14 protein-coding genes are annotated in these 24,543 nt (G+C 61.5%); 8 read left to right on the top strand and 6 right to left on the bottom strand.

Annotated features, from left to right (window positions below; all coding sequences use genetic code 11):
* Window positions 1–32 precede the first annotated feature (32 nt).
* Window positions 33–884, bottom strand: a complete 852-nt coding sequence (locus ABAC460_RS37945; RefSeq protein WP_023453951.1) for an aldo/keto reductase — start codon at window positions 882–884, stop codon at window positions 33–35.
* Window positions 885–999: 115 nt separating this feature from the next.
* Between ABAC460_RS37945 and ABAC460_RS37940 the strand changes: the two genes are divergently transcribed.
* From ABAC460_RS37940 to bla, 6 genes are all read left to right on the top strand, one after another.
* Window positions 1,000–1,899, top strand: a complete 900-nt coding sequence (locus tag ABAC460_RS37940) for a LysR family transcriptional regulator (protein ID WP_023453950.1) — start codon at window positions 1,000–1,002, stop codon at window positions 1,897–1,899.
* Between the two features lie 748 nt (window positions 1,900–2,647).
* The gene (locus ABAC460_RS37935) at window positions 2,648–4,327 is read left to right on the top strand and encodes a carboxylesterase/lipase family protein (protein ID WP_023453949.1); all 1,680 of its coding nucleotides are present in this window, start codon (window positions 2,648–2,650) and stop codon (window positions 4,325–4,327) included.
* 101 nt (window positions 4,328–4,428) lie between these two features.
* Window positions 4,429–6,723, top strand: coding sequence for a TonB-dependent receptor (locus ABAC460_RS37930; protein WP_081716558.1), 2,295 nt, complete (start codon window positions 4,429–4,431; stop codon window positions 6,721–6,723).
* 228 nt (window positions 6,724–6,951) lie between these two features.
* Window positions 6,952–9,315: a family 78 glycoside hydrolase catalytic domain gene (locus tag ABAC460_RS37925; RefSeq protein ID WP_162150328.1), complete on the top strand. Its 2,364-nt coding sequence runs from the start codon at window positions 6,952–6,954 to the stop codon at window positions 9,313–9,315.
* A 351-nt stretch (window positions 9,316–9,666) separates the two neighbouring features.
* The gene (locus ABAC460_RS37920) at window positions 9,667–10,596 is read left to right on the top strand and encodes an alpha/beta hydrolase (protein WP_023453946.1); all 930 of its coding nucleotides are present in this window, start codon (window positions 9,667–9,669) and stop codon (window positions 10,594–10,596) included.
* Between the two features lie 23 nt (window positions 10,597–10,619).
* Window positions 10,620–11,546, top strand: a complete 927-nt coding sequence (bla, locus tag ABAC460_RS37915; protein ID WP_031236924.1) for a subclass B3 metallo-beta-lactamase — start codon at window positions 10,620–10,622, stop codon at window positions 11,544–11,546.
* Between the two features lie 712 nt (window positions 11,547–12,258).
* Here bla and ABAC460_RS37910 read toward each other — a convergent pair.
* Window positions 12,259–12,870 (bottom strand): LysE/ArgO family amino acid transporter, encoded by a 612-nt coding sequence (locus ABAC460_RS37910; protein ID WP_023453944.1) that lies wholly within the window; start codon window positions 12,868–12,870, stop codon window positions 12,259–12,261.
* Between the two features lie 90 nt (window positions 12,871–12,960).
* On the opposite strand from ABAC460_RS37910, the gene ABAC460_RS37905 reads away from it, so the two are divergent.
* On the top strand, window positions 12,961–13,860 hold the full coding sequence (locus ABAC460_RS37905) for a LysR family transcriptional regulator ArgP (RefSeq protein WP_023453943.1): 900 nt from the start codon (window positions 12,961–12,963) through the stop codon (window positions 13,858–13,860).
* Window positions 13,861–14,115: 255 nt separating this feature from the next.
* On the opposite strand, the gene ABAC460_RS37900 is transcribed toward ABAC460_RS37905, so the two are convergent.
* From ABAC460_RS37900 to ABAC460_RS37890, 3 genes are all read right to left on the bottom strand, one after another.
* Window positions 14,116–17,229, bottom strand: coding sequence for a TonB-dependent receptor domain-containing protein (locus tag ABAC460_RS37900; protein WP_031236923.1), 3,114 nt, complete (start codon window positions 17,227–17,229; stop codon window positions 14,116–14,118).
* A 634-nt stretch (window positions 17,230–17,863) separates the two neighbouring features.
* Window positions 17,864–19,915, bottom strand: a complete 2,052-nt coding sequence (locus ABAC460_RS37895) for a right-handed parallel beta-helix repeat-containing protein (protein ID WP_023453941.1) — start codon at window positions 19,913–19,915, stop codon at window positions 17,864–17,866.
* A 13-nt stretch (window positions 19,916–19,928) separates the two neighbouring features.
* The gene (locus tag ABAC460_RS37890) at window positions 19,929–20,930 is read right to left on the bottom strand and encodes an alpha/beta hydrolase (protein ID WP_023453940.1); all 1,002 of its coding nucleotides are present in this window, start codon (window positions 20,928–20,930) and stop codon (window positions 19,929–19,931) included.
* Window positions 20,931–21,184: 254 nt separating this feature from the next.
* Between ABAC460_RS37890 and ABAC460_RS37885 the strand changes: the two genes are divergently transcribed.
* A complete protein-coding gene (locus tag ABAC460_RS37885) occupies window positions 21,185–23,836 on the top strand; it encodes a TonB-dependent receptor plug domain-containing protein (protein ID WP_081716556.1) in 2,652 nt (883 codons plus the stop codon).
* Window positions 23,837–23,865: 29 nt separating this feature from the next.
* On the opposite strand, the gene ABAC460_RS48360 is transcribed toward ABAC460_RS37885, so the two are convergent.
* On the bottom strand, window positions 23,866–24,528 hold the full coding sequence (locus tag ABAC460_RS48360; RefSeq protein WP_081716567.1) for a GntR family transcriptional regulator: 663 nt from the start codon (window positions 24,526–24,528) through the stop codon (window positions 23,866–23,868).
* Window positions 24,529–24,543 lie beyond the last annotated feature (15 nt).

The following is a 24,543-nucleotide window of genomic DNA, read 5'->3' as shown; positions in this document are numbered from 1 at the left end:
ATGCCTTTCTGTTGTGAGGGCGCTCTAACGCCTCAGATGTCGAGCTGGCGCTCGCTCATCCATTTGACGATCTCAGGATCGCGGTGAGAGAAGAAGCTGCTGGTCTTCATATCCAAGGTGGCGATGCGGGCCATGTCGTCATCGCTGAGCCGGAAGTCGAAGACCGCCAGGTTTTCCGCCATGCGGTCCTTGCGGACCGATTTCGCCAGCGCCACGACGCCGCGTTGCACCAGCCAGCGCAATACGACCTGGCCGACGGACTTTCCGTACCGCTGGCCAATCGCGACCAGCGCCTCGTTTTCAAACAGGCCGTTCCGGCCTTCGGCGAACGGTGCCCAGGCTTCTGCCTGAACGCCGATCGACCGCATGAACGCCACGCTGTCAACCTGTTGCTGGAAAGGGTTGACCTCGACTTGATTGACGGCAGGTGTGATCTCATTGAAGGCCGCGATATCCATGAGGCGATCGGGCTCAAAATTGCTGACGCCGATGGCGCGCAGCATGCCGGCCCTGTACGCCTCTTCCATCGCCCGCCAGGCGCCATGCAGGTCAGCGAACGGCTGGTGAATCAGATAAAGGTCGAGATAGTCGAGTTGCAGGCGTTTCAGGGAGGCATCGATGGCGCGCCGGGTCTTGTCATAACCGGTGTCCTGAACCCAAAGCTTGCTGGTGACGAACAGGTCCTCGCGCCGGATGCCGCTGTTCCGAATGCCGGCACCGACCGCTGCCTCGTTCAGGTAGGAGGCCGCCGTATCGATCAGGCGATATCCGGTTTCGATCGCGTCGATGACGCAACGCTCGCAGTCCCCCGCATCCGCAATCTGGAACACCCCGAAACCCAGAACCGGCATCGCCAGTCCGTTGTTCAGCGTCACGTTTTCCATGGGCAATTCCCTTCCGAGGGCATGACCGGTGAAGTTGGCCGACATTGCGGAAGATAGTGCGTATCGGACACATCGATTAGCCGTTATAATCAGGATGCCATTATAAGGTCAGCTAATGAATAGTCCGCCCAGTTTCGATGACCTGTCGGCCTTTGCCCACGTCGCCCGCGAGCGGAGCTTCACCCGCGCGGCGGCCAAACTGGGTGTGTCGCAATCCGCCCTCAGCCAGACCGTCCGGACGCTTGAAGAACGGCTGGGATTGCGACTTCTGACCCGTACGACGCGCAGCGTTTCCCCCACGGAGGCGGGGGAGCGCCTGCTCCAGACGCTGGCGCCCCGGTTCGAGGAAATCGAAGCAGAACTTGCCGCCCTGACGGCGCTGCGCGAACGCCCGGCGGGACTTATCCGGATCACGGCCGGCGAACATGCCGCGGTCGCGGTTCTGGAGCCGGCGCTGAAAGCTTTCCTGGCGGCCCATCCCGACATCACCGTTGAAATTATCGTCGACTATGGCCTGACCGACATCGTGGCCGAGCGTTTCGATGCCGGCGTGCGCTTAGGCGAGCAGGTGGCGAAGGACATGGTTGCGGTCCGGATCGGTCCGGAGATGCGCATGGCGGTCGTCGGCTCGCCGGCCTATTTCGAAAGCCACCCGAAGCCGGTGACACCCCATGATCTCATGGCCCACAATTGCATCAACATGCGCCTGCCGACCTACGGCGGACTATTCCCGTGGGAGTTCGAAAAAGACGGCCGGGAGCTGAACGTCCGTGTCGGAGGCCAGTTGGTCTATAACAACCTGACCTTACGTGTGAATTCGGCGCTGGATGGCCTTGGACTGGCCTATGTCCCGGAAGATCAGGTGCTTGCTCATGTCTCGGCGGGCCGCCTGTGCCGCGTGCTTGAGGACTGGTGCGAACCCTTTTCGGGTTATCACCTGTATTACCCCAGCCGCCGGCAGCCTTCGCCGGCTTTCGCGGCGATCGTCAGCGCGCTGCGCTATCGCGGTATCTGAGGGTCAAGCGTGTCTTTCGCGCCAAACCGTCTTCGCGGGCGCGTTTTGGCAGCCACGACTATGTAACGGATACTACCTTGCCATGATCCTGAGAGCCTCAGGCTCATTAACTGGGCGGCCAGTAGAACCAAAACGACGGAAGGCAGAGAAAGAAGCGGAAAGAAACGGAACTCGGGTTAGCCGAACTCCCGCGCGAAGCGCTTTGATTCATGAACGGCTTGGGTTGCACACTACCGTGTCTTCACCCTGAATTCCGCGTTTTCAGTTTCGCCGCGGAGCGGCTTCCGTGTGGTCCGTGTTCCCACTTCTTTGTCTCAGAGAACTCCCAGCCAGCCGGCCTGCCGCCGGCATTTGAGAGGAACACGGAAAACACTGAAGCGCCGCCTGCGGCGACGTGCACGGAAGTCACGGAATTCCGGGTGATGAAAGGCTGGCGCACCACACTATGATTTTTAATGCGCTTCGCGCGGGAGGTGCCGTCCCTACCCAGGAGGACTAACATTCGGATAGCTGTTGTTGTAAATTTGCAACGAAGCTTGCAAAATGTTATGTTGCATACCTAATGTTGCGGCCTGATGACGCCGCACTTTCGTTCGATAAATCATGGACTTAGAAAAATTCAGAAAGTCCAATCCTTCCCGTTTACGTCAGCGCTGCCGTAAATTCGATTGACTTCCTTTCCGGCTTGAACGACCCTCACATCAACAGCACCGGCACAGGTGCAGACGAATGATATCAGGCAGGGCTTATGGAACGGACGCATCTCGATCGGCGGCACTTTTTGACGACGGCCATGGCCCTTGCGGCGGCCGGCGCAGCGCCACGGACGATGGCCCAAGCACCCGCCACGGCCACCGCCGTCACCGCACCGTTCGTGACCGTGAAACTTTCCCAAGGCAGCCTTCGCGGCGGCCACAGCCGGGGCGCCCTGGCCTTCAAAGGCATTCCCTACGCCGGTTCGGTCACCGGCAAGGGCCGGTTCCTCGAAGCCCCACCGGCTCCGGCCTGGTCCGGTGTGCGCGACGCCCTGACCCTGGGCCCGCCATCCCTGCAAAAGCCCGGCGGCGCCTTCGGTGAAAACGAACCCGCCGGCAGCGAAGACTGCCTGGTGCTGAACGTCTGGACCCCGGCAGTGAACGACGGCAAGGCCCGGCCGGTCATGTTCTACATCCACGGGGGCGGCTACCATTCCGGTTCGGCCGGCGCTCCATCCCAGGACGGCGCCCACCTGGCCGCCGCCTACGACGTCGTGGTCGTGGCCTGCAATCACCGCCTCGGCCTGCTGGGCTACCTGTACTTTGGCGACCTGGGCGGCGACGCCTTCGCCAGCTCGGGCAACCAGTCGATGCTGGATATCGTCGCCGCCCTGCGCTGGGTCCGCGACAACATCACCGTCTTCGGGGGCAACCCAGGCAATGTCATGATTTTCGGTGAGTCCGGCGGCGGCATGAAGACCGGAACCCTGCTGGCCATGCCATCGGCGCGTGGTTTGTTCCATAAGGCCAGCGTCGAAAGCGGCGCCGGCCTGACGCGCCTGACCCGCGAGCACGCCACCGACACGGCGATGCGGGTGCTGAAAGGCCTCGGCCTGTCGCCGAACGAACTGCACAAACTGGCCGACGTCCCGTCCCAGGCCTTTGTCGATATCCAGGTCCAGGCCGAACAGGGCAGGGGGGCGCTGATCGATCCCAATGATCCGCAAAGCGAGTTGCTGCATCGCGCCAACTTCAACCGGCCCGGCAACTGGGGACCCGTCGTCGACGGTATCGTCCTGCCGAGCCACCCGTTCGATCCCCTGGTATCGCCCCTGGTCGCCGATATCCCGCTGATGGTCGGACACAACCGCGACGAATCGACCTTCTTCAACATGGGGCGGCCCGACACCTTCACCATGGACGACGCGGCCCTGAAGGCGCGCCTCGCCCGCGAATTCGGTGTCTATGCCGACCGCATCGAAACCACCTACCGCCAACGCTACCCCGCCTATTCGCCCAGCCAGCTCTACATCGCCATCTCCAGCGACGTCTGGTTCGGCAACGACTCGGCCACCGTCGCGGAACGCAAGTCGCTCCAGCCGGCGCCCGTCTACCGCTACCGCCTCGACTATCAATCCGACTTCGTCATCCCCGGAACGGATTACCGGTTCGGCGCGGGCCATGCTTCGGACATCAACCTGAAATTCTACAATTACGACCTTCGCGGTCTTCAGGGCTCAGGCCCCGGCGCCGAAAAGGCCTCTCGCAACATGAGCGAGATGTGGGCGACCTTTGCCCGCACCTCGCACCCCGGCGCCAAGGGCCAGCCCGACTGGCCGCCATACGAGCGCAAAACGCGTCAAACCATGCTCATCGATGTCGAATGCCGGGTCGCAAGCGACCTGGATGGCGACGTAAGGCGGATGTGGGAAAGCATCGGTCCGGCCGTATAGGCCTGACCAGAACCATCTTCGGGAACAGTCGGGTTCCCGTTGGATCTAATCAACAAAACGGAAGCCTCGCCAAGAGGTCCCAGGTTACAGAGGAAAAACACATGCTCAGGAAATTTACGTCAGCGCTGCCCCAAAAGGCAATCGCCCTCATGATCGGCACCAGTCTGCTCGCCCTGGCCGGCGCGGCGGCGGCCCAGGATACGGCCCCCGCGGCCGATGCGCCCGCGGCCGAAGATCCCAATGTCATCATCGTCACGGCCAACAAGCGCCGCGAACCGGTGCAGAAGGTCGCCCAGACCGTCAACGTCGTCAGCGCCGCCCAGCTCCAGAACCTGCAGATCCGTTCGTTCCAGGAAGTCGCCACGGCCGTCGGCGGCGTGTCCCTGACCCGGACCAGCGGCGGCGAACAGTCCATCTCGATGCGCGGCATCAAGATGCCGAACAATGGCGGCACCGGTGGCGCCACCAACACCGTCGAAGTCTATCAGAACGAAGTGCCGATCAGCACGACCGACGCCTTCAACGCCCTGTTCGACATCGGCCAGATCGAAGTCCTGCGCGGCCCCCAGGGCACGCTGCGCGGCCGGCCGTCGCCGTCGGGCGCCATGACCATCGTCACCCAGCGCGGCAGCTTCTCCGGCTATAACGGCTTCATCCAGGGCTCGGTCACCGACCACAACGGCCAGAACCTGCAGGCGGCGTTCGGCGGTCCGATCAATGACAAGCTGGCCTTCCGCGTCGCCGGTCTCTACGACGCCAGTGACGACAACGAAGTCAAGAGCCTCGGCAACGGCAAGAAATCCCACCACGAAACCACCGGCCTGCGCGGCAGCCTGACCTGGAAGCCGCTCGACAATCTCGACATCAACCTGATGCACCAATACATCAGCGAAGACCGCGACTTCTACCGCTCCGTCCGCGGCACCGCTCCCTGCGCCGGCGGTCCGATCCCGGTCAGCTCGGCCGGCTGCGGCCACAGCTACACCCTGGCCGACCGCGTATCGCTGAACACCGGCCCCAGCCCCGTCACCTATGAAGGCCACCTGACGACCCTCAGCGTCCGCTACGACCTGGGTGACTATCAGATCAACTATGTCGGCGGCTATAACGACTCGACCTTCGCCAACGGCCTCGACTTCGACTTCGCCGGCATCGGCCAGGCCAATCAGATCCCGACCTGGCTGCTGGGCACCAACACCGCGAAAGTGACGACCAACGAAGTCCGCTTTGAATCGACGAACGGCGCCTTCTACAACTTCACCTACGGAGTCTTCGCCAGCTCGACCAAGAATACCGGCGACTTCGCCTTCTTCCCCTTCTTCACCAGCGCGCCCTCGGCCTCGAACGTCAACGACTATGGCGTCTTCACCAACCAGCGCTTCAACCTGAGCGAAAAGGACAAGCTGTCCTTAGGCATTCGCTACTCGCATTTCGAGGTCGACCGTCTGGGCGCCGGCCCGAACACGACCTACCAGGCCATCACCGGCAATGCCAGCTACCAGCATGAGTTCACCCGCGACATCATGGCCTATGTCTCCTATGGTACGTCTTTCCGTCCGGGCTCCGGCGGCGCCAACACCGTCCAGCAGCCGGTGCCGCGCAGCAACGGCAACTTCGACTCCGAACACTCGCAATCGACCGAAATCGGCTTCAAGTCGCAGTGGCTGGACCGCCGCCTGACCGCCAACCTGTCGCTGTTCGACCAGAAGTACGACGGCTATATCGCCTCGATGTTCAACGTCGCCTGCACCGGTGTCCCCAACCCGAACGGCATGTCCTACGCCACCAATGACGGCACGGCGGCGGGTCCGATCTGCTTCGGGACCATGTTCGCCAACGGCAATGCCGTGAGCAAGGGCGTCGAAGCCGAACTGCGCTACCTGATCACACCCAACTGGTCGGCGGGCCTTCTTTACACCAACACCGACGCCCACTTCGTCGACGCTCTGCTGCCGTGCAACGACTATGACGGCGACGGCGTCCCCAGCGTCACCGGCACCCCGATGGTCCAGCGCAACAGCTACATCAGCCACTGCGTCTCCAGCCAGGTCCTGGGCCAGCTTCCGGCCACCAGCATCAGCGCCAATACCAATGTCGACTTCAAGCTGTGGGGGCTGAACGCCTATGCCCGCGCCAACGCCATCTACCGCGACAAGGCCTACTTCCCGCAGACGGCCAACTACATGCCGGGCTACACCCAGGTGAACGCCTATGTCGGCATCAAGGGCGCCGACGACAACTGGGAACTGAGCTTCTGGGCCAAGAACCTGTTCGATGAGGTGGTCCAGGACACTGACGGCGGCCCCTGGTCGATCTACGGCGTCCAGTCGGGCCTCAGCATCGGCACGGTCACCAACCGCCGCGAACTGGGTGTCACCTTGCGTAAAGACTTCTGATCCCTCCCGGGGTACTTAGGGGCTGGGGCCGGACTTTGCCTTCTCCCAGGCATGGTCTGGTTTCCCGGCCCCGATTTTGTTTCCATACCGACGGTCGCCATGCTCGACCATACTTTGCCCACCCCGTTTACGGGGAGGGTGGCGCGAAGCGCCGGGCGGGGCTCTTTCTTAAGAGTCAAATCCACGGCTGTTGGTATAATATTGGCCAATCGGATAAGGGTGACAGTTATGAACAGGTTCGGAAGCTTGATAGTGGCGGCAGCCTGCTGGATGGGCGCGTCTTCGGCCCATGCCGAAGGCCGGTGGGTGACCCTGCCGGGTGTCGAAGCCAAAACCCAGGTGGTGGCGCATTTCCGCAAGGAGATCGACCTGGCCAGCACACCCGACGCCTACCGCATCAAGGTCAGCGCCGACAACCGCTTTATCCTGTACGTCAACGGCCAGAGGGTAGGGGCCGGACCGTCGCGCGGCGACCTGGCCCACTGGCGCTATGAAACCCTCGATCTCGCCCCTTATCTCAAGCCCGGCCGCAATGTCGTGGCCGCCGAGGTGTGGAACGCGGTCGAAGACACCACCAAAACCCGCTTCCAGACAGCGCCCCTGGCCCAGCTCAGCGCCGGCCTCGGCTTCTGGCTGGAAGGCGAGGGCGGCGCATCCGCCCTGGACACGGCCTCCGGCTGGCTGGCCGCCATCCAGCCCGGCCACGGCTTCCGCTCGCCCTTTCCGGTGATGATCGAAGCCTTCGGGCCGACCTTCTACGCCGCCGGCAGCTCCGAGGACATCGACGGCGCCCAGGCCGACTGGGACTGGAACGGTCCGCGACAGACCGCGGCGAAGTGGGCGCCGGTGGTTCCGGTCGCCGATCCTTCGGCCTGGACCCTGGTCCCGAGCCAACTCCCCCAGATGGCCTACCGACCGCTTCCCATCGGCAAGGTCGTTCGCACCACCCTCCCGGAAGCGACTCTGCAGACCACAATCCCGGCCCATACGAAGGCCTCGATCCTGATCGACCAGGGTCAGGTCATTTCCGCTTATCCGGAAGTTTCGATTGATGGAAGTGAGGGCGCCTCAGTCAAGCTGACCTACGCCGAAGCCCTGTACGATGCTACCGGCAAAAAGGGCGACCGCAGCGAGGTCGCCGACCGCCGGATCATCGGCCTCGACGACAGTTTCAAAATCTCCGGCGGCGAACACACCTACCGGTCCCTGTGGTGGCGAACCTTCCGCTATGTCCAGCTTGACATCACCACGGGCGATCGGCCCCTGACCGTGAAAAATCTGGCCCTCCACGAAACCGGGTATCCCTTTGAAGAAAAAGGTTATTTCCGCAGTAATGACCCTGAACTGAACCGCATCTGGCAGATCGGCTGGCAGACCGTCCGCATCGACGCCCATGAAACCTTCCAGGACAGTTCCTACTGGGAACAGCTGCAATATGTCGGCGATACCCGCCTCCAGAGCCTGATCGCCTATACCGTCTCCGGCGATCCCCGCCTTCCGGTACAAGCCATTGATGCTTTTGGCTTTTCCCAGAAGCCCGACGGCATGATCCAGTCTGCCTATCCCTCCAGCACGGACAATGTCATTCCGCCGTTCGGCCTGTTGTGGATCGGCATGATGCACGATTACCTCGACAACCAGCCCGATCCGGCGGTCCTGAAACGCAACCTGGCCGGCGGCCGCAGGGTCCTGGCCTGGTTCGAGCCCTATTTCGCCGACAACGGCCTGATCAAGATCACGCCGGGCTGGAACTTCGTCGACTGGGCGGGCGAAGCCCAGGCCCCGTTTGGCCCCAGCCAGTACGATCGCTTCCCTTCCTATGACCGGGCGACGGACACCTCGTGCCTGATCTCCCTGACCTATCTCGGCGCGCTCAAGGACATGGCGGCGGTCGAAACCGCCGTCGGAGACGCGCAAATTTCAGCGCAAAACCTTGAAAAAGCAAAGAAACTCTCGGCCGCTATCCAAAACCAATGCTGGGACGAAGGCCGTGGCCTCTATGCCGATTCCCCGACCCGGACGGTCTTCAGCCAGCACGCCAACGCCATGGCCGTGCTCTACGACGTCGCCCCACGCGCCCGGATGCAGGCCATCATGACAGCGGTGACGACACCCAGGGGCGTCGAGGCGCCTGACGGAATCATCCAGTCCAGCTATTACTTCTCCTGGTATCTCCTGCGCGCCTTTGACCATGCCGGCCTCAGCGACACCTACCTGGACCGTCTGCAAACCTGGCGCGACCTGACGAAGCTTAACTTCACCACCTGGCCGGAAAATCGCGGCGAAACCCGCTCCGACACGCACGCCTGGAGTTCCCATCCGACCGCCGACCTGATCGGTGTTGTTGCCGGCATTCGCTCGGCGGCACCTGGCTATACAAGAGTTTTGGTCGAACCCCACCTGGGTCACCTCACCGAACTGGATGCAGCGGCCGCGACGCCCGCCGGCCTCGTTTCGGTTAGCTACCGCCGTCTTGCCGATGGACGCCTGAGCGCCCGCATCACAAAACCGGCCGGGCTTCCTGGGAGTTTCATATGGCAGGGCAAAGCTTACCAGCTAAAGGATATCGAAACCAACTTGGTTTTGCCTTAACCCATGTCTGCAGCCTATGCCGGGTGTCAGGCACAAGCTGGGTCTCGAACGCTTCAGTATTGAGCAAAGTCGGAGCAGAAGTTTATAAAATTTGCGCTAAAGATCTGATATAAAAAAGATTCTTATCTTGAAAACAGCCTTCCAAGCTGAGGATGTCGGTTCGACCCCGTCTCCCCTCTCCAACTCACTTTGGCTGCCGCAAACCTTGGAACGTTAAGGCGTTGATGTGTTTTTTTTGGCCTCGTCATGTGGAGCGCTTGGCGCGATGAATTGTTGACAATTTGGTCTGCAAGGTCATAGGTTAGCGCTAACACGGGCCGGTCAGAGCCCCGAACAGATGAGGAAACCGTCATGAAATACGTCTCCGATTTCGGCCGCCGGTTGGCGAGCCTGGCCGGCGCTCTGGCGCTGATCTGCGCGGTCGCCTCGCCGGCGTCGGCGCAGGACAACAAGATGGTCGCCATAGAGATCCCGGCCCAACCAGGCGCCCTACCGCTCAACACCGGCGCCTTGCCGGGGGCGACGGCGCCGGAATCGTGGCACCGCCAGTATGGCAGCGTGTTTGCCCGTAACGTCACTGAAGCGACCCTGACGCCGTTCCTGCCCGATCCGGCGAAAGCCACGGGGGCGGCGGTGATCATCGCGCCGGGCGGCGGCTTCCGCACCCTGTCGATGGAAAACGAGGGCTGGGACATGGCCCGCCAAATGGCCGACCGGGGCGTGGCGGCCTTTGTGCTGAAATACCGGTTGAACCAGACGCCGGCCAGCCTGGAAGAGTTTTCGCGCCCGGCCGGGCCGCCGCCGTCGGCCGGCAGCCCCGGCCGGCCGTGGGTGGTTCCGGCGGATTCGCCCCAGATCGCCGACGTCAATGCCGCCTTCGCCCTGGTCCGCGCCAATGCCGCGAAGTGGGGCATCGACGCCGACCGGATCGGCATGGTGGGCTTTTCGGCGGGGGCGCGGCTGACGTTGTGGACGACCCTGCAGAGCGCGGAGGCCAAACCGGCCTTTATCGGTTACGTCTATGCGCCGCTGACCGCGGTCGAGGTGCCGGCGGACGCGCCGCCGATGTTTGTGGCCTTGGCGGCGGATGACCCGCTGATCGAGCCGGACTTCGGCCTGATCACTGCCTGGCGCGCGGCCAAACGGCCGGTGGAGCTGCATCTGTACGAGAAGGGCGGGCATGGCTTCGGCATGTACCAAAAGCCGACGACCAGCACGGGCTGGTTCGACGCCTTTGTCCGCTGGATCGATATGCGCGGCTATCTGAAACCCAAGGCGTAACGCCGAAAGCGGAGTTTACGTCAATGCCCAGATTACTTTCAGTAGCTACGGCTATCCTTCTGGTCGGGTGTGCGGCCTCCGGGCCTCACGGCCTTTCGCCCCTGGCGGACCAAGGGCAAATCTCAGCCGCCGAAGCGGCGCCGCTCGCCGAGATGGCGGCGGAGGCGCACTGGAATGATCCGTTTCCGCCCTTCAAGGTCATGGGTAACATCTATTATGTCGGTACGACCGGCGTAAGTTCATGGCTCATTACCACGCCGCAGGGACACATCCTCCTGGATGGCGCGTTGCCGCAAACGCCGCCGCAAATTATCGCCAATATTCAGGCGCTCGGCTTTGATATCCGTGACGTGAAATACCTTCTCAACAGCCACGCCCATTTCGACCACGCCGGCGGCCTGGCTGCCCTGAAACAGGCGACCGGAGCAACCCTGGTCGCAAGTGCTGCGGATCGCGCCGTCCTGGAAAGCGGCCGGGTCGGCTACGGGCCTACCGCCAACATTTCCGTGCCGGCGGTGCGGGTCGATCGTATTATTGGCAATGGCGACAAACTAAGCCTGGGTGGTGTCACCCTAACGGCGCACCTCACGCCCGGCCATACCCCAGGCTGCACCAGCTGGAGCATGGACGTCCGCGGCGATGACGGCAGGCTGCATCAGGCCTTTTTTCATTGCAGCACCACGACGGGCGGGCAGGCGCTTGCGCCGGAATCCTACCCCGGCATGATCGCGGACTATCGCGCCACCTTCGCCTATATGCGCAACGTGAAGGCCGATATCTTCCTGGCCAACCACGCCAACTTCTTCGGCCTTGCCGACAAGCGCGCCCGGCAGATCGCCGGTGATCCCGACGCGTTTGTGAATGCCGATGCGCTTGGCGATTTCAACGCGCAAAGCGAGCGCGACTTCAATGCCGAGCTGGCAAAGCAAACGGCGGCGGCCGGGCACTAGGTTTCCTCAACGCCTGTGAACGGGCAGGCGTTGCTTCACGGGCGGGGAGGGCAGGTGCCCTGCCCAGTCTCAAAAACGCTCGCCAGCGCGAACCTTGGGCAGGTCGAAGACGTAAATCGCCGGGTTTTTCGGAATGAAACCCCTGAGGTCGAGGCGCCAAACTTCTCACTGCGCCCTCCGGTTTCGTCGCGAGTCTAAACCATGTCCACGATACTGTGGTGTTTCCGCGTTTGGCCCAGACCGGCGCCAGGGCTGAATTCAGCCGGCGCGCGTCGGCGAAATCGCCTTTGTCAACGGACCGCGCCATTCGCACGCAGACCTTCGGCAAGATACCTGCGCGCGGATCCGCTCATCGCCGCTAAGGTACATGTAAGTCGAGGTGCTGCCCAAGATCCCGATAGGGTCCACTTCGGCAGCAGCAAAGCGCGATACAAGCCGGCGCATGGCGTCCGCATCAACGCGGCCGTTTTCATCTACGGGGTAATGGGAAAGGCGGACGGTCCAGTTATCAGCATATCGGTTTCCGAATGAAATTTGTTAAGAACGCCTCGGAGCTGGCACTTCCCACGGACGGGAATAGGCGTGGCGGACGTAAACAGCCGATGCTCCCAGCATGGCATCCCGGATGTAGCGCAGGGCGATAAAGAAGAGAAGTTCACGACGGGTATGGGCAAAAGTCAGCATGCATTTGAGCCTTTATGATTGAAGATTTTCAGAGGTTTAACAGCAGTTTCAGGGCGATCAGCCACATCACACCACCAATAATGGCCTCCAGTATTCGCCAGGCGCTCGGGCGGGCGAATACTGGCCTCAGCCAACCGGCGCAGAAGCCGAGGGCAAAGAAGAACAGGAAGGAACCGGTCATGGCGCCAGCGGCGAACGCGGTCCGGTGGGCGGCGAACTGCGTAGAAACCGACCCAAGCAGCACGACTGTGTCGAGATAGACGTGCGGATTGAGCCAGGTGATGGCCATGCAAGCCAGCAGCGTCTTGACCAGTCCTGTCTTCTGCGCCACTGGGTCCGTGGTCAGGCCGTTGGCCGACCGCATGGCAGACCACAGGCTGCGGGCACCGTAGCAGATAAGAAACGCTGCGCCCCCATAACGCATCAGGGGATCGAGCCAAGGCACTATGGCGATCAACTTACCAAAGCCTAGGACGCCGCATGCGATAAGAACAGCGTCCGATACAGCGCAGGCTAGGCACACGGCGAAGACATGTTCGCCGCGCAGGCCTTGCCGCAGAACAAAGGCGTTCTGCGCCCCTATGGCGACGATCAGGCTCAGACCGAGAGACAAGCCTGCAAAATATGCTGAAAAGTCCAAGTGACACTCCTCGATGACATGAAGGGTGTATCGCCCTGGACTAAATTAGTCTAATTAAGTCATCTTATTTCAATTTAGCCAAACTTAATCATGATCGACTATTCAGCTGCCCGCGCCGTGTCCATGGTTGTGCAAACCGGTAGCTTTGAAAAGGCCGCTGAAGCCTTATTCGTCACTCCATCTGCCGTATCCCAGCGCGTTAAAAACCTTGAGGAGCGCTTGGGCGTCGTGCTTATCGCACGAGGGAATCCGTGCATTGCGACTGAACAGGGGGAATGGTTGTGCCGGCACATGGAGCATGTAGGCATGCTGGAACATGAACTGATCCGGCAATTGCCAGGCCTGCGGACACCGGAAGAAACCACTCAACGCGTCACGCTGAGTATTGCCGTGAATGCCGATAGCCTGGCGACTTGGTTCGTGCCTGCACTCGCCGCCTTCGCAAACGCCTCACAGTATTTGTTGAAGGTTGCCATCGACGATGAGGACCATACTGCTGAATGGCTGGAAGGCGGGCGGGTAATAGCGGCCGTCACGTCACACGCAAAGCCCCTTCGGGGATGCCATGTCACGCCGCTGGGATCGTTGCGCTACGCCGCGACAGCCAGCCCGGAATATGTTGAGCGATATTTCCCCAACGGCGTCACTGCGAAAGCACTTGAAAGTGCGCCGGCCCTGACCTTCAATCAGAAGGACAGCATGCAGTTGAATTGGGTGCGCCAGGCTGTGGGCAAGCCGGTCCGTTTTCCGACCCATTGGCTGCCTTCGTCGCACAGCTTCGTTGATGCCAGTGTAGCCGGAATCGGATGGGGGCTTAATCCAATCACTTTGGCTCAGGATCATATGAAAGCAGGCCGGCTTGTGGAACTGGTGCCGGGTCAACTTCTCGCTGTCCCGCTATATTGGCAGATCAACCGGTTAGCCACCCAGCATTTGACAGACTTTACCCGCCAGGTTGCCTTAGCCGCGCGAGAGCGGCTTGCCAGTTAGCGAAAGATTTGAAGCATGTCCGCCATCCGGCCGGCGCTGTGAAATCTCTTCATTGTCTGCTGCGCTTCCGCTTCGGGCGCAAATCCGCCGATACCCGTCCAAAAAACCGCCCCGCACGAATGCGGGGCGCAAGAGGTGTCCGGGAAGCTAGGAGTTGCGGGCAAGGCCGGGAAGCCTTGCGACCTTGTACGTCGCGCTACCGCCCGCAAGGCAGTCTTCCGGTTGGCCGGGAAACCCCGGCCAGCCGGCCTTTTCTTAAAACTTACCTTTGACGCCGACGGTGAAGTAGCGGCCCATATCGTCATGGAAGCCGGCGGTCGGATAGGTGAGACCCGGGACACCAGCGCCTGGCATTAGGGGGGCGCGTGTATCGCCAAGATTGGTGATGTTGATAAAGGCTTCGCTCTTGCCTGACCGGAACTCGAATGACTTGCTGATCGTCAGATCGATGACATTCATCGAAGGCAGGACAGGGATGACATAGTTTTGGTTATTGCTGGCCACTGTGGGATCACTGGTCGCCTTTTTGGCCTTACCAATATACTGATCCTGAATGGCAACGGTCCAGTCACCGTTGACATAGCTCAGGAAGGTCGTCTGCCTGTACTCAGGTTGGAAGGCCCATTGCTCGGCGGTTCCGGGAATATTGATCGTCGTATTGGTGGGTTGCACGCTGATCAAGGTTCGCGCGGTAAAGCGACCCGGCAGCCAGGACACAAAATCTCCCATGCTCCAGACATAGTTTGCCTCGACATCATAACCACTGATCGTTGAACGCGCCGCATTCAGAGGAGAACTGAAGATTTTCGTCGGGAAGTTCGCCGCAGTCTTGTAATTCGGATCCGACGGGTTGGTGATGGGGCGCACGGCAAGCGAGCAGAAGTTGGAATCGTAGGCCGGCGCGCTGGCGAGACACAGGTTTTGGATCGCCGCATTATTGTAGCTGATATTCGTGATGGCGTCCTTCATATCCGTATTGTAGTAATCAACCGACAGGTTGAAGTTACGGATGAAGCTTGGCGTAAAGACGACACCAAGCGTTGTCGTGCGTGCAATTTCAGGCGTCAGGTTCGGATTACCGGAGACTTGAAACTGCGTATTTTGGTTTAGGCCCGTCAGGAAGTCCGAGAAGGTCGACGCCGAAATACCAGCCGGTTGGTAAAGATCGTTCAGGTTTGGCGCCCGAATGTCGACCGACTGCGTGCCCCGCACGTGGAACATCGAGTTCAGATGCCAATCGAGGCCCAGCTTCCAGGAATGAACGGCATCAAAGGTTGAGTACTTTGTGTAACGGCCTGCGGTTGCCAAGGTCAGGTCCTCAACAAGGGGCAGGTCCTTCAACAAAGGAATGGTGAATTCCAGAGCGGCTTCGTAAACGTTGTTTTTCGCATCAACCGGGTTGTTGACGTTTTGAATCCACAAGGCTGGCGCTGCACCCGCACCTGCAGAACTGCCGGTCGCCAGGCACAAACGAAGACCGGTACAATTGACGAAATCCGTCGCCAGCGCATTGGTGGTCATCTTATACGTCTGGTAGCGGATATCTGCCGAAGCCGCGCCTCTGATCTCACCCGCCGGAAGTCCGAAACCCAGCCCGCCACCGATGGAGGCGCCCCAGTTTTGCATGGTCTGTTTCAGGGTCCAGTGCGTTTCCTGAACAAGATAGTCATAGGACGCCGACGACGGGCCGTTCGGATCGACGATATTGGTCGGGACGCAGCCTTTATAGAGCGAGGCATACTGCGCCTGGGTCGACACCCAGCACACAATGGTGCCGCCAACATTGACACCGTTAACCAGGGTGCCCGGAGGCGCGATCACGGCATCAAGCGAAGCCAGATACCTGTCGTTGCGTTGGTTGTTTGGGTTCGAGACCGTCAGTTCGCTGGAGCTGTTGCTGTAGAAGATATCCCAGTCAAAATTACCCAGGGTTCCCCGCAGACCGGTTTCAAAGTTCAAACTTTTTTGATTCGACAGGGTCTTGTAGACGCGGCCTTGTGGACCGGCGTCCTGACCGTCGATCTTGTTCCAGATATAGGAAGGGACAGACAGAAAGGGTACGCCCGGCGATGCTGGCGTGGTCGCACCTGGCATGAGCGTGCCATCGTAGCTAAATCTGTCCTGGGCGGTCAGTGGGGTTGCCGGCAGGCAGCGATAGCCGGTTGCCGCAGGCGTGCCGCAGGTTATGCCGGCACCCAGAGCTGCTTGAGATGTGGGCGACAGATACGGGTTGTTGGCAAAGATCGTGCTGGGACGTCCCGAGCCGGACGAGCTCACAACCGTATTGACCCAATCCGAGGAGATGTCGGCTTCGGCCACGGCGATCTGAGCATAACCGTGGACGTTGTCAGAAAAATCATAATCAAACCGGCTGAACGAGTCCTTCATCTCAAGACCTGAGCGGAAGGTGCCGAATTTGACGTAGCCACCATTGCCGCCACTATCGATCGTGCCGCTTCCCGTGGGCGTACCGCGCGTCAGCGGGCCAAAATTGCCGGGCGAGGTGACCGTGTAACCATTGAGCGAGCAGGCTGAGCCACAGTTTACAACGCCGGTCATTGGCTGGTTGTTAACGCGGGCAAAGGGCGTATTGGTAAAGGGATTCGCGACCGATCCGTTACCGGTCAGAAACCAAACCTGTCCATCCTTGGCGTAAGGACGATCCGTATTGAGGATCTTGTCCTGGTGGCGGTAACGGAAGGAGGTTTCAAAATGTCCACGCCCGTCAAAAACGTCCGTGCCCCAAGCGACCGCGGCGGAATTTTCACGTCCGTCGCCATAACCTGAAATGCCGGTATCGAGCTTATATTTGAAGCCGTTGAAGTCTTCGTCGATGACAAAGTTGATCACACCCGAGACGGCGTCCGAACCATAGACGGCCGATGCACCGCCGGTGACGATGTCAACGCGCTTCATCAGGATTTGCGGCAGAACATCGACATTGACCGTGCCGTCCTGATTGTTGGGCGCGACGCGGTGACCGTTGAACAGCACCAGGGTGCGTGAGGGACCGAAATTGCGCAGGGCCAGGACGTTGCCGCCGTTATTGTTGGCGCCATTGCCTTGCGTGCGCGGCGTGCGGCCACCGATGATCTGCGGCAGCTTGTTCAGAGCATCAGGAATGTCGCTGGGCGTTGTCTGGCTTAATTGTTCCGTGGTGACGGCCGTGATCGGTGTCGGTGATTTTTCGTTTGTCTTGATAAGGCGCGACCCGGTCACCACGACAACGTCTGAATCACCCGCTTCCGTAGTGGCGCCGGCGGCGACCTCTTGCGCCGCAGCTGCCGAGGCCGCGACCAGTGGAAATCCAACGCCGCAGATGATGGCGGCGCCGGACGCGCCGTAAAGCATGGCCTTTAGAATTTTCACGATATTTCCCTGTATTATGCGTGATTTGTTTTGGAGACCTCGCATAGCTTCGCCATATACCTATTTCATCTCTCAGAAATAAGTATCTTGCCGAAAAATCAGCTAAATCTCATAGGTTTTTATTTACTTGGCACTGACAGACTCGTGGGCATTACTTCGGGCACGTGTCGGAATCGCAGTGGTGGAGCCCTGGAGCTCGTGCCGCGCCCGTCATCCTGCATGTGAGATCCTGCGAATAAGTCTGACTGTATATATGATGCATAACCGCGACACTCGTCAATCTGAAATCATTTTTCAGCGATGGAAGTGGCTATTTTGGCACTAGTCGAATGTCGCTGAAGTTTAAACTATTGAAAATAAATGGTAATTAATTTCAGGCGTGGGGGATTTGTTGACGTTTCTGTCAAAAAGCATGCATGGGCTTCCATCATACAGCCTGGTTGTGCGGCATAATTAGTCTGCTTTTTTGTGGTCGACGTGATGGAATCGGCGGCGAACGCATTCCGATCACGCTTTTGGGAAAAAGCGCGGTGTTATTTTGCATGATCTTTTCGAATACATGCTGCCCTGCGAAGGGCGGCGGATAAACTTCAATCCGGTGTAGCGCTGTCCCAGCCGCCCCGCTAACACCTTGCTAGATGCCGTTTTTCCGCCGCGGGTCGACGGACCACGATTCCCTTGCGGCCGGATTCGCCAGCGGTCCGGCGAAGCGCCTCTCCCCAGTCGGCTTACCCAGCAGGTCGCCTTGAATGCGGTTGATCGAGGTGACCTTGGGTAGCGCCCGGGCACCCGACAGGGTCAGGCGCAGCGTGGCGGGATCGAACGCGATCTGTATTCCGGATTCGACAGAGGTTGCGTCCCAGCCATAGGCCGCGCGCCAGGCCGCCAGATCGAGATAGGTTTTCGCGTCGCCTTCGTAGAAGCCCAGGAACCGCGTCGGCATGTCGACAAAGACATTGCCGTCCGCCGCATTCTTGCGGTCGAGAAAGACCATGGCCGAGGTGCCACATTTGGCGAAGATATTGTTGGCGATGGTGTTCTCGCGCGCCTGGCCGCTGCCGGCGCGGTCCGGGCGCAGAATGGCGAAGATCCCCGAATTGTCGCAGCGCCCGATCAGGTTCTGCGCCACCATCAACTGGTCGGTGGCGTTGATGAACAGGCCCGACCCGGCGCAGCCCCTCTGACCGGGCGTTCCCGGTTCGGCATTGCGCACGTCCCAGATGATATTGTTGTCGATCTGGTTCGGCTCGCGGTTCATCTCCATGTGCACGGCGGCGCTGACGGTCAGGACGTCGGCGAAGATATTGCCGGTGATGCGGCAATTGGCGTCTTCGCTGTCCCACCAGGCGGCATTGGCATGGCGCATATGACGCACGACATTGCGCCGGAACATCATGTTGCGGGCGCGGTGGAACTTGACGCCGGCCGCCTCCCAGCCGCGTTCGGCGTCAGCCCAGCCACACCATTCGATCAGATTGTCCTCGATCAGGACATCGCTCGTGCCCATGCCGCCTATGCCGCCGACACCACAAAAGCGGATGGTGTTGCCGCGGATGACATGCGCGACGCCAGGCTTGGGCGCGCCGGCGCTGTTGCCGTCGAAGCCGAGGTCGAGCCCCAGGCCATTGGCCCATTCCAGCGTGTTGTCTTCCAGGATCCAGTGATCGCCGCCGGCCGCCGAAACCATGCCGTACTGCGGAAAGGGATAGGCATTGCCGGCATGCTGAAAGGTCAGCCCCTTGACCCGGATATAGCCCAGCCCGCTGTGCATCGGCAGGAAGGCATGCTGACGGGTCGTCACCTCGATCTGATGGTCGGCGGGTGTGCCCGACGCCAGGCGGATCTGGATCGCCGTGCCGGACGGGTCCACCCAGAACCGCGCTTCAGGCACGCCGCCGATTTCCTGCATGATCGGGCCGCCGCGTCGCCGTGCGGGCAGTCCGTTCTGCGGCGTCGCCGGCTTGGTGAAATCGGGAAGCGGCGGCAAGGCCGGCGCCGCCAGTTCGCGCAGTTGCTCCACCGGCTCCAGCGGCTTGCCATCGGCAAACACCAGCCCACGCCTGCGCAGATAGGGGCCCATATCGACCGTGGCCGTGTTCAGCCACGCCCACGAGCCCATCAGGCTCGGCAAGGCAAACGGGTTATAGGCGTCGGGAAACAGCGCGCTGTCGAACTGATAGCGCCAGGTGGTCACGCCGCCTTCGGCCGGGGGAGGGCTGCCCCCCGGACGGAAGGCAGCATGGACGGTTTCCTGGCGCCAGCCATCGCGCAGGATTTCCGAACCTTTGATATAGACCTTCGCGCCGGGGGCCGCCTCATAGCTGATCATCCGCGACGGTCCGTCGCCGCCGCGCGCAGGCCGCACGCATTCGCGGTAGGTCCCGGCGGCGATAACGACGCGCTCGCCGGGCTGCAGGACCTGCGCCGCCTGGTTGATCGTGCGGAAGGGCCGCGCCTGGTTGCCCGGGCCACTGTCGTCGGCGGCCGCCGAGCCGTTGTCGACGTAATAGGTCTTCGAGAAGCTGAGCGGCTGTTCCCACAGCGCAAAGTCCGTGCCGTCCGGCAACCGCGCATCCGGCGCGGCCTTGGCCTTGGCCCAGGCGCCACCACTCAGTACCGCCATTCCGCCCGCAGCAGCATAGCCCATCAGGCGCCGGCGATTGAGCCGGCCGCTGTCCTGCATCATGTCATTGCACCCTTTACGGAGTTTCCGGGAAATTCTTGCGCTGGACCGTCCACTGCGGGTCCTTGCAGAGGCCGCAGTCTCCACCGACGAAATAGGCCCCTGCGGTCTTGTCGCCGCGAAGCTGCCATTCCAGCCATGCAACCGCGATCTTCGCCGACGGTCCACCATTGGGCCGCAGGAAGTCGCCGCCGTGGCCGGCATCGTTGGACGCCACCATCACCGGCACATGGTCGATGCGCTGGAAGTCGTCCATGCCGTTAGTATAGGCGATGTCCTTAGGCCCGCCCAGAATATACAGGACCGGCGTACGCAGGGTCTTCAGCGTCGCCTTGCTAACGTTCAGCGCGCTGAGGAAATTGGCGTCGTCGGGGAAGGTGCCGCTATTCTCGATGATCACCGCCTTGACGCGCGGATCATCGGCCAGGTCCAGGGCCTGGATGCCGCCGCAACTAAAGCCTGCCACGGCGATCTTGTCCGGATCGATCTTGCCGAAATAAGGGCTGCCCGGGCGGGTGTTTTCGGCCAGGGCCCAGTCCAGGCCTGCCTTGACGTCGGCCGCGGTCGTTTGCAACTGAAACCCCTGTGCGCCGGGCGCCTGTGGCGGCAGGGGCGTCGAGCCGGGGCCGGAGTGGATGCCGCCGGGAGCGACGACGACATAGCCGTGCGAAGCCATCTGCGCCAGGTGCAGGCGCGCGCCCGCGCCATCCGCTGCGCAGGCGCCATTGCCCCAGGCGACGATGCCAAGCTGTCCCGGCGCTACCTTCGACAGGTCTTTCGGCCGGTAAACCACGTGATTGGGCAGGCCCGGATCCTCTTCCTTCAGCGCCGGGAAGGCGCCCGTGCCCTCGGTGTCCGGCGCCTTGGCATAGGCCGCCTGGTCGGCGTCGGACTTGGCTTTTTCCTCGGGCGTCTGCTGCGGAAACGCCGGCAGAGGCGGCGCGTTTTGCGTGAGCGCCGTGCCAGCCGCGGCCAGCAGGAGGGAGGCGAGAACCGTCAGGCCCAGTGCACGTTTCATGGTTATCCCTATTTTCCAGGTCTTGCCGACCTTATAATTGTCTGACTTTCGCCTAGCCCATTTCGGTGGCAATGTCATGGGTATTTTACAGGTAAAAGCTTCTCTCACGAACTGGCCGTCGGCGCTTATCGGCTGTCACCCAAAAACCGCGCATTCCGGCTGTTTGCACATATTGTAGATTTTATTGTTGACAATCTGTCCGGTCAATCACATTTCTTTAGTTATAAAAACTAACTAATAGGGAGTGTAACCAAATGCCGAAGGTAATAGCGTACCGCCGTGCCTTGTTAACCGGAGCCGCCTTGCTGGCGTTCCCGGCTGCCGTCGTGGCTCAGGATGCCCCTGCTGCCGCCACGGACGATACCCCGGTCGTCATCACCGGATCGCGCCTGCGCGGCGCGGCGCCGGTGGGGTCGTCCATCATCGCGCTGGGGCGCGAGGACATCGCCAACTCACCCGCCGTCACTACCGACCGCATCATCAAGGAAATCCCTCAGGTCTTCGACCTGGGCGTCAGTGAAAACTCACGCGGGCAGTCCGGTGGCAACGGCAATATCGTCTTCGGCAACAGCGTCAATCTGCGCGGCATCGGGCCGTATTCGACCCTGATCCTGGTCGATGGCCACCGCGTGGTCAGCAATTCGCGCTCGATCGATCCGTCGGTCATGCCATCGCTGGGGCTGGAGCGCATCGAAGTCGTGGCCGACGGCGCCTCGGCCATCTACGGCTCCGACGCCGTGGCCGGGGTGGTCAACCTGATTCCGCGCCGCAGCCTGAATGGTGGCGAGGCGATTGCGCGCTACGGCTTTGCCGACGGCTTCGACGAGAAGCAGGTCGCCGTGGCCTTCGGCAAAAAATGGGACAGCGGCCAGTTCATGTTCGCCGCCGAAAAGGTCAACCGCTCGGCGTTGAAAGGCGAGGACCGGGACTTCTTCGTATCGGACCAGCGTAAGTTCGGCGGCAACAACTATTCCGTCACGCGCTGCGCGCCCGGAACCCTGAAGGCCGGCGGCGTGTCCTACGCCATGCCGGCGCAACTGACCCAGGCCAATGCCGCCAGTCTGGTGGCCGGATCATCCAACACCTGCGACGACCTGGTCGGCCAGGACCTGTTTCCCGAGCAGAACTATGTCTCGCTGAACTCGACCTTCACCCAGGAGGTGACACCGTGGATGACGGTGTTTGCCGACGCCTTCTACAGCCGGCGCGACTTCGTGCGCGAGCCCAACTATGCCAGCGCCACCTTGACCGTGCCGCAGACCAATGCGTGGTTCGTGCGGCCGACCGGCTTCACCGGCACCAGCACGACGATCGACTACAACTTCATGAACGACCTGCCGCGCGACCAGATCACCGGCCACGCCCAGAGCTGGCAGATCACGCCGGGCCTGCGGTTCAAGCTGCCGCACGACTGGAAACTGGAGGTCATCTACGGCGTCGGACGGACGCATGACAACTCGATTCAGACGCGCGGGCTGAACAATGCGGCCTTGACTACGGCGCTGGGCAGCAGCGATCCGACCAAGGCTTTCGATCCGTATGGACTGGGGCGGACCTCGGCCAGCGTTCTGGCGGGCCTGAGCGACCAGATCTTCATCAATCCGACCATCGGCCGCTTCGCCGGCGGTGAAATCCGGGTGACCGGCGCGCTGTTCACCCTGCCGGGCGGTGAGGTCAAGATCGCCGCCGGCCTGGAGCAGCAGAAGAACGAGGTCGACCTCGGCAGCGCCCGCGGCGGTCCGACGGCGCCGATGGTGTTCCGTTACTTCAAGCGCGACGTGACTTCGGCCTATGTCGAAACCCTGATCCCGATCTTCGGCTTCGAAAACGCCATACCGGGCTTCCAGAAGCTGGACCTGTCCCTGGCCGTGCGCAGCGACGACTATTCCGACGTCGGCAAGACGACCAACCCGAAGTACGGCGTCAACTGGACGCCGGTCGACGGGCTGACGTTCAAGGCATCGTACGGGACGTCGTTCCGGGCGCCGATCATTCCGCAGATCTACGGCAATTCGAACGGGCTGTTCGGCCAGAACTATCAAAATCCGGCGGGCGGGGCGCCGCTGACCGGGTTTGCCTATTCCGGCCCGAACCTGGACCTGAAGCCGGAAACGGCGGAGACCAAGTCCTTCACCGTCGATTGGCGGCCGACCAAGAGCTTCAATGCCAGCCTGACCTATTTCGATGTGCTGTATGAGAACCAGGTGACGACCTACCTGTCCGACCTGGCCATCCTGACACGGCAAAGCCAGTTCAACGGGACGGGGATCATCCTGACCGGGACGGCGGCGCGCGACCGGGTACTGGACCTGCTGAGTCAGGGGATCCCGCTGCTGCGCGGGTCGTTCCCGGGCGGCAACCCGAACAATGTCACCCTGTTCGTCGATGGGCGGAACAACAATCTGGGTGTGTCGCAGACGCAAGGCTTCGACTTTGCCGCGACCTACCGGCTGCCGACGGATAGCTATGGCGACTTCCGCTTCTATGCCGGCGGGACCTATCTGACGCACTATGAGGCGGCGATCACGCCGGCCGCGCCCCGGCTCGACGTTCTGAACACGATCTTCAATCCGTTGAAGCTGAAGATGCGGGCGTCGGTGTCGTGGGAAAAGGGACCGCTCAGCGCTCAGGTCCTCGTCCAGCATGTCGGGGCCTATGACGACACGGCCGTTACGCCGCTTCAGGAAGTCGAGGCCTATACGCCGGTCGACCTGTACCTGGCGTGGAATGTCGGGGAACGGTTGGGGACGGATCTGACCCTGGGCGTGGATGTGCAGGACCTGTTCGACCAGGGCCCGCCCTATGTCAACATCGCCCCCAGCGTCAACGGCAGTGGTGGCTACGACGCCACGGCGGCTTCGCCCTTGGGTCGCAAGATCGCCGTCAGCCTGAAGGCCAAGTGGTAAGGACAACAGGGCGGGGCGAAAGCTCCGCCCTAGTTCCCTGCAAAATGTGAGTGGATAGCGGACAACGAATGGAAACCCTGCTCGACATGGGCGCGCATAAAGCGTTCGGCGTCCTCGGCGCGGCCTTCGACGATCGCCGCGGTGATCAGGCGGTGGTCGGCATTGGCCGCGTCAATCCGTTGGGCGTTGTAAAACGTCGAGAACAACAGCCGGTAGATCGGCACCGTCAAGGTGGCCAGGAAGGCGCGGACATAGTCATTGCCCGCGCCTTCGATGATCAGCCGGTGCCAGGCCGTATTCAGCCGGCCGAACTGTTCGTGGTCCCCGCTCGATTCGCCCTGGTTCATCTCCTCCTGGATGGCGGCGAGGCGAGCTTTCAGGTCCGGCACGTCGGCGGCGGCGAAATCGGCGGCGGCAATGCCTTCCAGCGCCATACGGGCGCGGTAAATCTGACGGACCTCGTCCAGGGTCAGCTTCTTGACCGAGGCGCCGCGGAATTCCTCGATCGTCACCAGGCCTTCGGTGGCCAGGCGCTGCAGGGCTTCGCGAACGCGGGATCGGGTGGCGCCGGTGTCGGCGATGATGTCGGCCTCGACCAGCCTTTGTCCTGGGACAAAACGGCCCATGCGGATGCCGTCGCGCAGGCGGGCAGCGACGTCGAGCGCGGCGAGTGGTTTCGTTTTTGCGATCATGACTTGACCTTTCGA

Source organism: Asticcacaulis sp. AC460, assembly GCF_000495795.1.
Lineage (GTDB): Bacteria > Pseudomonadota > Alphaproteobacteria > Caulobacterales > Caulobacteraceae > Asticcacaulis.
The sequence above is the reverse complement of the archived record's forward strand: the minus strand, read 5'-3'. Positions and strand labels throughout refer to the sequence as shown.

What these genes read in the sequence shown, in the direction of transcription:
- ABAC460_RS37895 (WP_023453941.1), bottom strand. Translation starts at nt 19,915, where the DNA reads ATGATGCAGGACAGCGGCCGGCTCAATCGCCGGCGCCTGATGGGCTAT.
- ABAC460_RS37940 (WP_023453950.1), top strand. Translation starts at nt 1,000, where the DNA reads ATGAATAGTCCGCCCAGTTTCGATGACCTGTCGGCCTTTGCCCACGTC.
- ABAC460_RS37890 (WP_023453940.1), bottom strand. Translation starts at nt 20,930, where the DNA reads ATGAAACGTGCACTGGGCCTGACGGTTCTCGCCTCCCTCCTGCTGGCC.
- ABAC460_RS37905 (WP_023453943.1), top strand. Translation starts at nt 12,961, where the DNA reads ATGATCGACTATTCAGCTGCCCGCGCCGTGTCCATGGTTGTGCAAACC.
- bla (WP_031236924.1), top strand. Translation starts at nt 10,620, where the DNA reads ATGCCCAGATTACTTTCAGTAGCTACGGCTATCCTTCTGGTCGGGTGT.
- ABAC460_RS48360 (WP_081716567.1), bottom strand. Translation starts at nt 24,528, where the DNA reads ATGATCGCAAAAACGAAACCACTCGCCGCGCTCGACGTCGCTGCCCGC.
- ABAC460_RS37925 (WP_162150328.1), top strand. Translation starts at nt 6,952, where the DNA reads ATGAACAGGTTCGGAAGCTTGATAGTGGCGGCAGCCTGCTGGATGGGC.
- ABAC460_RS37945 (WP_023453951.1), bottom strand. Translation starts at nt 884, where the DNA reads ATGGAAAACGTGACGCTGAACAACGGACTGGCGATGCCGGTTCTGGGT.
- ABAC460_RS37930 (WP_081716558.1), top strand. Translation starts at nt 4,429, where the DNA reads ATGCTCAGGAAATTTACGTCAGCGCTGCCCCAAAAGGCAATCGCCCTC.
- ABAC460_RS37920 (WP_023453946.1), top strand. Translation starts at nt 9,667, where the DNA reads ATGAAATACGTCTCCGATTTCGGCCGCCGGTTGGCGAGCCTGGCCGGC.
- ABAC460_RS37885 (WP_081716556.1), top strand. Translation starts at nt 21,185, where the DNA reads ATGCCGAAGGTAATAGCGTACCGCCGTGCCTTGTTAACCGGAGCCGCC.
- ABAC460_RS37935 (WP_023453949.1), top strand. Translation starts at nt 2,648, where the DNA reads ATGGAACGGACGCATCTCGATCGGCGGCACTTTTTGACGACGGCCATG.